Raw genomic sequence first — 9046 nt, 5'->3', positions numbered from 1 at the left:
ATCGTGTCACCGGTGGCCGGATCGGTGACGGCGAAGGTCGCGCCGCCGGCGGCGGCCTGCCAGCGGCCCGCGATGTACAGCTGGCTGCGCACCAGGGGGCGGGCAGCGGAGAGGGAAGAAGCAGGTGAAGAAGAGGAAGTGGTCATGTCGCGCAAGGAAAACGAAAGACAGCGAGCTGCCGGAAACCATAGCGATGCCGCATCCGGCGGTAAAGGCATAGTGTCGCGCTGGTGCCAGCATGGCGGCGCATGCGGGCCGGAATGCGGCGCCGCGCGGCCGTACGGCCCCGGAGCAGGTGCTCAGCTCACAATGCCCAGGTGCCAGGGCACGAACTCATGGTCGCCCAGCCCCAGCAGCTCGCTCTTGGTCGCCTCGCCGCTCGCATGCCGCAGGATCTGCGCGAAGATGCGTTCGCCCATCTCGGGCACCGTCAGCTCGCCGTCCAGGATCACGCCGCAGTTGATGTCCATGTCCTCCTCCAGCCGGCGGTACATGGGCGTGTTGCTGGCGAGCTTGATGGTCGGTGCCGGCTTGCTGCCGAACATCGAGCCGCGCCCGGTCGTGAAGCAGATGAGCTGCGCGCCGCTCGCGATCTGGCCCGTGGCGGCCACCGGGTCGTAGCCCGGCGAATCCATGAACACGAAGCCGCTCTCGTCGATGCGCTCGGCATATTCGTAGACGGCGCGCAGCGGCGTGGTGCCGCCCTTCATGGCCGAGCCGAGCGATTTCTCGAAGATGTTCGCCAGGCCCCCGGCCTGGTTGCCGTGGCCCACCACGCCGTTGAACTGGGCGTTCTGCCCCGTGGCGTAGCGCTCCCACCATGCCAGGCGGTCGAGCAGCTTCTGTCCCACTGCCGGGGTGATGGCGCGGCGCGTGAGCATGAACTCCACGCCGTGGATCTCCGGCGTTTCCGACAGGATCGCGGTGCCGCCATGGCGCACCAGCACGTCCATCGCCGCGCCCAGTGCCGGGTTGGCCGTGATGCCCGAGAAGCCGTCCGATCCGCCGCATTCGAGTCCGATCTTCAGGTGGCTGGCGGGCACCGTGCTGCGGCGCGCCTCGTTCGCTGCCGGCAGCATGTCCTCGATCGCGGCGATGCCGGCCGCGATGGTCGCGCGTGTGCCGCCCACGTCCTGCATCACCAGCGTGCGCATCAGCCGGCCGCGCTCCAGCCCCTGGGATTCGATCAGCCCGTCCACCTGGTTGCGCTCGCAGCCCAAACCGACGATCAGCACGCCCGCCAGGTTCGGGTGGCGCGCATAGCCCGCGATCGTGCGCCGCAGCACGTCGAAATGCTCGCTGGGCGAGGACATCCCGCAGCCGCTGGTCTGCGCGAACGCCACCACGCCGTCCACGTGCGGAAAGTCCCGCAGGCGCTCGGGCGTGAAATGCGCGGCGATCTGCTTGATGACCGTGGCGGAGCAGTTCACCGACGACAGGATGCCGATGAAGTTACGCGTACCCACGGAGCCGTCCGCGCGCACGAAGCCCTGGAAGGTCGCGCGCTCGGCCTCGGGCACGTAATGGACCGGCCGCACGTCGGCGCCGAACGCCGGATCGCGGTAGTAGCCCACGAGCTCCAGATTGTGGCTGTGCACGTACTCGCCCGGCTCCAGGTCGCGCGTCGCCACCCCGATCACGGTGTCGTACTTCTTCACCTGCTCGCCGCGCGCGATAGGGCGCGCGGCGATCTTGTGCCCCGGCGGCACCTGCGCGCGCACCCGCACGCCCAGCTCGGGAATCTCCTGTCCCAGCGCCAGCCCGGTCTTGGCGACGAGCACGTTGTCGTTGGGGTGCAGGTGCAGCAGAGGACTGTCAAGGCTGGTCATGCGGGGCTTTCATCATGGTGGGGCTCAGGACTTCATCAGTTCGCGCAGCTTCAGTTTGTCGATCAGCACGGTTTCTTTCGCATAGACCGTGTTCACGTACTTCTCGTAGTCGGGGCCGTCCAGGTAGAGCAGCGGCGCGTCGAGCTTGTCGGCCACGGCCTTGAACTCCGGGCTCGCCACGGCCTGGCGGAAGGCATCGCGCAGCCTGGCCGCCACGGCAGGCTCCAGCCCTTTCGGTGCGCCGATGCCGTTGGGGGCGTCCACCACCACGGCCCAGCCGAGCTCGCGCAGCGTCGGCACGTCCTTGAAGCGCGCGGTGCGCTGCTCGCCCCAGGTGGCCAGCAGCCGCAGCTTGCCGGCTTCCACGTGCGGCGCCCACGAGCTGGAGTCGGCCAGCGCGTCCACATGGCCGCCCAGCACGCCCTGCAGTGCTTCGGCGCCGCCCTTGTAGGGCACGTGGTTCAGCTGGACGCCCGCCACGCTGGCGAATTCTTCCATGCCCACGTGCGTCGCGCCGCCCACGCCCGCATGCGCATACGTCACCTTTCCCGGATGGGCCTTCGCATAGTCAACGAAATCCTTGAGTGTCCTGAACGGCGAGTTCGCCGGCACCGCGATGCCGAAGGTCTGGCCCGAGGTCCGGGCGATGTACGTGAAGTCCTTGCGCGGATCGGCCTGCAGCGTGCCCAGTTGCGAGAAGCGCGTGACCGAGATCGGGATCTGCCCGATGGTGTAGCCGTCCGGCTTCGCGGCGGCCAGGGCCTTGGATCCGATCATGCCGGAGGCACCGGCCCTATTCTCCACCGCGATGGCCTGCCCCAGGATGCGCCCCGCGACCGTGCACAGCGTGCGCATCGACTGGTCCGCCGTGCCGCCGGCCGGCCAGGGGCAGATGAAGGTGATCGGGCGGTCTGGATAGGTACCCTGCGCGAGCAGGCGCGCGGGAGCGGAGGCGAGGGCGAGCGTGGCGGTGAAGGCGCCCAGCATGAGCTGGCGCCGGCCGCAGCGTGGGGTCTGCATGGATATGTCTCCTGTTTTTTATCGGTCGGTGAGGACCAGCGCCATTGTTCAGAAGCAGGACATGCCAATCCAATGAAAATACGGACTGTCTTCATAACCTCCAGGGAATGATCGGAAATGCCCAGGATTGATCGTGTTCTGCGCTCCAACCTCAAGCTGCGGCACCTGCAGATGCTGGTCGCGCTCGACCAGTTCCGCCATGTCGGGCGTGCGGCCGAATTCCTGTCCGTCACCCAGCCTGCCGTCTCCAAGACGCTGGCCGAGATCGAACGCATGTTCGACCTGCCCCTGTTCGAGCGCTCCACCCGCGGCACCGAGCCCACCGCCGCGGGCGCCAGCGTGGTGCGCTTCGCTCGCTCCGTGCTCGCCGGCTATGAGCGCACGCGCGACGAGATCGCCGCCGAGGCCAGCGGCGCCCGCGGCCGCACCAGCGTGGGCGCCATGGTGGCCGCCACCCCGGTGCTGCTCGCGCAGGCCGTGGAGCGGCTCAAGGCCCGCTCCCCCCACGTGACCGTCCTCATCGAGGAAGGCGACCTGACCCGCCTGCTGCCCAAACTGCGCCTGGGCGAGCTGGACCTGTTCGTCGGCCGCCTGGAGCCCGGCTACGCCTCGCCCGACCTGGAAACCGAGGCGCTCTACGATGACCCCATGGTGGCCGTCGTGCGCCCCGGCCATCCGCTGGCCCGCAGGCGCCAGCCGCGCTGGCCCGACATCGCCGCGCAGCCCTGCGTGCTGCCCCCGCCGTGGGCCTCGCTGCGCGTGAAGCTGGAGCAGCAGTTCTTCGCCCACGGCCTGCACCCGCCCGCCGACATCGTCGAATCGGCATCGTTCCTGTCGCAGATCACTTTCGTCCACCAGCGCGGCGCCGTCGCCTTCATGGCCGGCGCGGTGGCAAGGCATTTCGCGCAGCAGGGACTGGTGGCGGTGCTCAGGCTGACTGTGCCGGTGGAGCTGCCGCCGGTGGGGATCATCCGGATGCGGGGGCGGGAGGGAACAGCGGTGACGAAGGGGTTGATGGAGTGCCTGAGGGAAATGGTTACCCGGGTCGGTGGCTCTGTTTGCAGGTGATGCAGGTCCGGCCCCAGAGGAGCAGGGGCAGCAGCACGGTGACACCGAGGATCCGTGCGCCGTTGTTACCGGGCCTTGGACCTGCCGCCGATCTGGCCACCCTGTTCCGTTGAAGCGCGGCACCCGCAATGCGGCGTGCTTTCAGGGTTACCCGGATCCTGCGCGCCACGGCACCGGATCCAGCGCCGCCCTGCAGGCCTCGATGAACACGCGCAGCCGCGCCGGCACCCCGTTGCGCACCGGCGTGAGCGCCATGACGGGCGCCGCTTCCAGATGCCAGCCGGGGAGCAGGCGCACTAGGCGGCCCTCGGCGATGAGTGGGCCGGCCTCCCATTCCGAGCGCGCCACGATGCCGAGGCTGTCCAGGGTCCATTGCGTGACCACGGTGCCGTCGTTGGACGATAGCCGCCCCGCCACGCGCACGGAAACGCCTTTTCGCGGGGCCGGTCCTTCCTGCCCTGCCGCTGACGGCAGGAAACGCCAGCGGGTGACGTCCTCGTCGTTTTCCACCAGGCACAGGCAGGGCTGGTCCGCCAACTGCGATGGGTGGGTGAGCGGCGTGTGCAGCCGCCGCACGAAGGCGGGGCTGGCGCACAGCACGCGATCGTTGGGGGCCAGCAGGTGGCCTACCCATGAGGAATCCTTCGGCATTCCGATATGGATCACGACGTCGTGCGCGGCCGCGTCGCGCAGCGGATGTTCGGAGAGTTGCAGCGCGACGGACAGGGCCGGATGGGCGAGGTGCATGGCGCGCACGATCCGCGCCATGTACTGCCTTCCGAAGCCGAAGGGGGCTGCGACGCGCAGCCGCCCGGCCATCGCACGGGCCTCGCTGCCCACCCGCCCGGGCAGCGATTCGACGCGTTCCAGTACCTCCTTCGCCTCCTCCAGCAGGCGCCGGCCTTCATCGGTGAAGGTGATGCCCCGCGCACCGCGCACCGCGAGATGAATGCCCAGGGAGGCTTCCAGGCGCTTCAGGCGCACGGTCAGCGCGGGCGGGGTCAGGTCCAGCAGGCGGGCCGCGCCCGCGAGGGAGCCACAGCTGCCCAGCGCCCGGATCATGCGCAAGTCATCGAGTTCGATCATTCACTGCAGTTCAATGCCGGAGTTTTCCAGCGTTAAGCACAAATGTAGTCCATGGATTTACATTGGCGCGGTACCCATCTTCCACGGAGCCAGCCGATGACCACCATCCACGAACTGGGCACGCCCAGCGCACTCATCGACACGCAGCGCATGGAGCGCAACATCCGCCGCATGCAGGACCGCATGCGGGCGCTGGGGGTGCGCTTCCGCCCCCACGCCAAGACGACCAAGTGCCTGCCGGTCGTGCAGGCGCAGATCGCGGCGGGCGCGCAGGGCATCACCGTATCCACGCTCAAGGAGGCCGAGCAATTCTTCGAGGCCGGCATCCAGGACATCCTCTATGCGGTGGGCATAGTCCCCGGCAAGCTGGTGCAGGCGCTCGCGCTGCGCCAGCGCGGCTGCCACCTGACGATCATCACGGACAGCGTCGCTGCCGCCCGCGAGATCGGCCGTTTCGGTGTGGCCCATGGCGCCGTCTTCGACGTGTGGATCGAGATCGACACCGATGGCCACCGTTCCGGCATCAAGCCGGAGGAAGACGCGTTGCTGCAGGTCGCGGAAGTGCTGCAGGACGCCGGCATGGTGGTGGGTGGCGTGCTGACGCATGCAGGCTCCAGCTACGACCATGACGATCCCCAGGCACTGCGGGCCATCTCCGAGCAGGAGCGGGCGGGCGCGGTGCGCGCGGCGCAGCGGTTGCGCGAGGCCGGTTTCGCCTGCCCCGTCGTGAGCATCGGTTCGACGCCAACGGCCCTGGCGGCCGAGCATCTCGAGGGAGTGACCGAAGTGCGTGCCGGCGTGTATGTGTTCTTCGACCTGGTGATGCGCAACGTGGGCGTATGCAGTATGGACGACATCGCGCTGAGCGTGCTCACGACCGTGATCGGCCACCAGGAGGAAAAGGGGTGGGCGATCGTCGATGCCGGCTGGATGGCGATGAGCCGCGACCGTGGCACGCAGAAGCAGCGGCAGGATTTCGGCTTCGGCCAGGCGTGCAGCGAGGATGGAGCGGTGCTGGAGGGCTATACCCTGAGCGGTGCCAACCAGGAGCACGGCATCCTGTCGCGGGCCGGCGGGCCGGACGGCCGCATCGCCGAGCGCTTTCCCATCGGCGCGCGCCTGCGCATCCTGCCCAACCACGCCTGCGCCACCGGCGCGCAGCACCCCGAATACCACGCTATCGCCGCCGATGGGCGGGCCGAGGCCTGGCCCCGTTTCTACGGCTGGTGACCGGAGTGCAGCGGTGGCGCGATCTCCTCCAGTGATTTCCCCTCGGCATCCACCGCCCAGCGCCACGTCACGCCTGCCGCCAGCAGTACCAGCGCCGCGCCCAGCAGGTAGCCGATGAAGACGTTCTCCCGGCTGCCCGTATCGATGAGCGCGCCGAACAGGGCCGGCGCCGCGAAACCGCCCACCCCGGTGCCCACGGCGTAGAAGAGGGAAATCGCCAGCGCGCGCATCTCCAGCGGGAACACTTCGCTCACGGTGAGGTAGGCGGAACTCGCGGCGGCCGAGGCCAGGAAGAACACCACCGACCAGGCCACGGTCTGCGTGGTGGCATCCAGCCAGCCGTTCATGAAGCCCAGGCCGGTGAGCGCAAGCGCGATGCCCGCGAGCGCATAGGTGGCGGTAATCATCACGCGCCGCCCGATGCGGTCGAACAGGGGGCCCAGCAGCAGCGGGCCCAGCACGTTCCCGGCGGCGAAGGGGAAGATGTAGAGTCCCACCCGGCTGGCGTCCACGCCGTAGAAGCGCGTCAGCACCAGCGCGTAGGTGAAGAAGATCGCGTTGTAGAAGAACGCCTGCGACACCATCAGCGCCAGCACCACGGCGCTGCGCTCCGGGTAGCGGCGCAGCAGTACCTGAACCACCTGCGGCGCGGAGGGCAGGGCGCGGCGGCCGGAAGGCGCGGCGGGGCCTGCCGGGTTCGCGCGGGATGCGGCCGTGGCGACGGGGGCCGCCGCATCGTGCCCGGCCGGGCGCGGGGGCGTGGTGCGATGGACGTGGTGCTCGATGTCCGCCACGATGCGCTCGGCCTCTTCGGCCCGGCCGTGGGTGATCAGCCAGCGCGGGCTTTCGGGCACGTGGCGCCGCACCAGCAACACGGCCCCGCCGAGCAGCGCACCCATGAGGAAGGCGGCACGCCAGCCGTGCTCCGGGCCCAGCACGCGGGCGTCCAGCAGCACCAGGCTGAGGGTGGCTCCCAGGGCGGCACCCAGCCAGAAGCTGCCATTGATGGCCAGGTTCACGCGGCCTCGCACCCGTGCGGGAATGAGTTCGTCGATGGCGGAATTGATCGCCGCATATTCGCCGCCGATGCCGATGCCCGTCAGGAACCGGCAGAGCGCGAAGGCGGCGAAGCTGCTGGTGAAGGCCGTGGCCACGGTTGCCGCCATGTACACCGTCAGGGTCAGCATGAAGAGGCGCTTGCGTCCCAGCGCGTCCGCCATGCGGCCGAACACGAGGGCGCCCAGCACCGCGCCTGCCACGTACAGGGAGGCCGTCCACCCCACCTGCGAGGCCGTCAGCCCCAGCGTGTCCGGGCGCTCCAGCGCGCTGCCCAATGAACCGACGATGGTCACTTCCAGCCCGTCGAGCACCCAGGCGATGCCCAGCGCGATCACCACGCGCCAGTGCCAGCCTGACCAGGGAAGGCGGTCGAGCCGCGCAGGGATATCGCTGCCGAGGGACATGGCGGCACCATACGGGCACGGTGCCGCTGCCGCCGTAGGAGGCCAGCGCAAATGGCGGCATGCCTGCCGCCCTGCGGGCTGCCGTGTGCGCTCAGGGGGCCGCAGCGGGGCAGGAGCCGTCCAGCCCCGCGAGCCCCGCGAGCTTCTGCAGGCGCGAGCGCTGCTCCAGGCAGGCCTGGTGCTGCGCCTCGGCGGCTTTCTGTTGCGCGAGGCGCGTGGCCTCGGCGCGCGCTGCCTGCCACTGCGCCACGCGCTCGCGGATCTGCGGCATGGCGGCGAGTGCAGCCTTCTCTCCCTCCAGGATGGCGCTGGCGCGCTGCGTGAAATCGGCCGCGCCGATGTCCAGCACCTGCGGGCGGACGACCACGTCGGCCCGCGCGAGTTCGGCCTGGCCGAGCTTCTGGCCCATGATGGCGATCGACTGGCCCAGGGTGCCGAGCATGCCGGCGGGGGCCTGGCCGCGCGCCTTGTTGGAGATGTCCACGGCGACCACGATGTCGGCCCCCAACTGGCGCGCCGCGTCCACCGGCACCGGACTGACCACGCCGCCGTCCACGAAGTGGTATTTGCCGATCGCCACGGGCTGGAACACGCCCGGTATGCTGCTGGAGGCGCGCACCGCCTGGCCGGTGTTGCCGCGCGTGAACACCGTGCGCTCGCCGTCCTCCAGCCGCGTGGCCACGGCGGCGAAGGGCCTGGCCAGTTGCTCGATGGGCCGGTTGTGGACCTGCGCGTTCACATAGTCCTCGAGCTTCTGGCCGATCACGAGCCCGCCGGAGGACAGCTGCAGGTCGCGGATCTTCGTCTCGTCGAGCGCCACGGCCTTTTCCTGCAGCTCGAAGGCGTTCATGCCGTTCGCGTACAGCGCGCCCACCACGCTGCCTGCGCTGGTGCCGGCCACCATGGCGGGTGCGAAGCCGTTGGCCTCCAGCATCTTGATGACGCCGATGTGCGCGAAGCCCTTGGCAGCACCGCCGCCCAGCGCAATGCCCACCTTGACGGGGGCTGGCGACGGCGACGGAGCGGCCGCGGCCTGGGACGGCACGGCAGAAGAGGTGGCAGGGCTGGCGGGCGGCGTGCTGCCGCAGGCGGCCAGAGCCGCTGCACTCAGGAGGGCCAGGGGGCGCAACAGGGCGTTCAATCGCATGCCGGCAGGGAAACACTGTGGGGAAGCAGCCAGTTTATCGGGCTGCCGTCCATCGTGCGTATGTGGGGTCGTGGGGCCGCCGCGCGCCCCGCCGGTCAGCGCTGGGCGATGGCCGCCGCGATGGCCTCGCCCACCTGCGTGGTGCTGGCGGTGCCGCCCAGGTCCGGCGTCTTCGGCCCGCTTTTGATCACCTGCTCGATCGC

The 9046-nt window shown here is 69.8% G+C and carries 7 protein-coding genes; 2 read left to right on the top strand and 5 right to left on the bottom strand.

The window, feature by feature from the left end; all coding sequences use genetic code 11:
- Positions 1-299: 299 nt before the first annotated feature.
- Both BLR05_RS25020 and BLR05_RS25015 read right to left on the bottom strand, forming a co-directional pair.
- Positions 300-1829, bottom strand: coding sequence for a UxaA family hydrolase (locus BLR05_RS25020; RefSeq protein WP_092840423.1), 1530 nt, complete (start codon positions 1827-1829; stop codon positions 300-302).
- A 24-nt stretch (positions 1830-1853) separates the two neighbouring features.
- Complete coding sequence (locus BLR05_RS25015) at positions 1854-2849, bottom strand: Bug family tripartite tricarboxylate transporter substrate binding protein (RefSeq protein ID WP_092840420.1); 996 nt, start codon at positions 2847-2849, stop codon at positions 1854-1856.
- A gap of 117 nt (positions 2850-2966) precedes the next feature.
- On the opposite strand from BLR05_RS25015, the gene BLR05_RS25010 reads away from it, so the two are divergent.
- Complete coding sequence (locus BLR05_RS25010; protein ID WP_092840416.1) at positions 2967-3917, top strand: LysR substrate-binding domain-containing protein; 951 nt, start codon at positions 2967-2969, stop codon at positions 3915-3917.
- 147 nt (positions 3918-4064) lie between these two features.
- Here BLR05_RS25010 and BLR05_RS25005 read toward each other — a convergent pair whose 3' ends face one another.
- Positions 4065-5003, bottom strand: a complete 939-nt coding sequence (locus tag BLR05_RS25005; RefSeq protein WP_092840413.1) for a LysR family transcriptional regulator — start codon at positions 5001-5003, stop codon at positions 4065-4067.
- A 96-nt stretch (positions 5004-5099) separates the two neighbouring features.
- Here BLR05_RS25005 and BLR05_RS25000 point away from each other — a divergent pair, with 96 nt between their 5' ends.
- On the top strand, positions 5100-6233 hold the full coding sequence (locus BLR05_RS25000) for a DSD1 family PLP-dependent enzyme (RefSeq protein ID WP_092840410.1): 1134 nt from the start codon (positions 5100-5102) through the stop codon (positions 6231-6233).
- Here the strand turns inward: BLR05_RS25000 and BLR05_RS24995 are convergent.
- Complete coding sequence (locus BLR05_RS24995; protein WP_092840407.1) at positions 6221-7696, bottom strand: MFS transporter; 1476 nt, start codon at positions 7694-7696, stop codon at positions 6221-6223. The two genes, BLR05_RS25000 and BLR05_RS24995, sit on opposite strands and share 13 nt — an antisense overlap.
- Positions 7697-7787: 91 nt before the next feature.
- Positions 7788-8843, bottom strand: coding sequence for a patatin-like phospholipase family protein (locus BLR05_RS24990; RefSeq protein WP_092840404.1), 1056 nt, complete (start codon positions 8841-8843; stop codon positions 7788-7790).
- Between the last annotated feature and the right edge of the window lie 203 nt (positions 8844-9046).

It is taken from the genome of Paracidovorax cattleyae (assembly GCF_900104515.1).
Taxonomy (GTDB): Bacteria; Pseudomonadota; Gammaproteobacteria; order Burkholderiales; family Burkholderiaceae_C; genus Paracidovorax; species Paracidovorax cattleyae.
This window is presented reverse-complemented; position numbering and strand designations above follow the sequence as displayed.

Bases quoted from the DNA above. Each gene is read 5' to 3' on its own strand.
- BLR05_RS24990 (WP_092840404.1), bottom strand. From the start codon at position 8,843: ATGCGATTGAACGCCCTGTTGCGCCCCCTGGCCCTCCTGAGTGCAGCG.
- BLR05_RS25015 (WP_092840420.1), bottom strand. From the start codon at position 2,849: ATGCAGACCCCACGCTGCGGCCGGCGCCAGCTCATGCTGGGCGCCTTC.
- BLR05_RS25005 (WP_092840413.1), bottom strand. From the start codon at position 5,003: ATGATCGAACTCGATGACTTGCGCATGATCCGGGCGCTGGGCAGCTGT.
- BLR05_RS24995 (WP_092840407.1), bottom strand. From the start codon at position 7,696: ATGTCCCTCGGCAGCGATATCCCTGCGCGGCTCGACCGCCTTCCCTGG.
- BLR05_RS25010 (WP_092840416.1), top strand. From the start codon at position 2,967: ATGCCCAGGATTGATCGTGTTCTGCGCTCCAACCTCAAGCTGCGGCAC.
- BLR05_RS25000 (WP_092840410.1), top strand. From the start codon at position 5,100: ATGACCACCATCCACGAACTGGGCACGCCCAGCGCACTCATCGACACG.
- BLR05_RS25020 (WP_092840423.1), bottom strand. From the start codon at position 1,829: ATGACCAGCCTTGACAGTCCTCTGCTGCACCTGCACCCCAACGACAAC.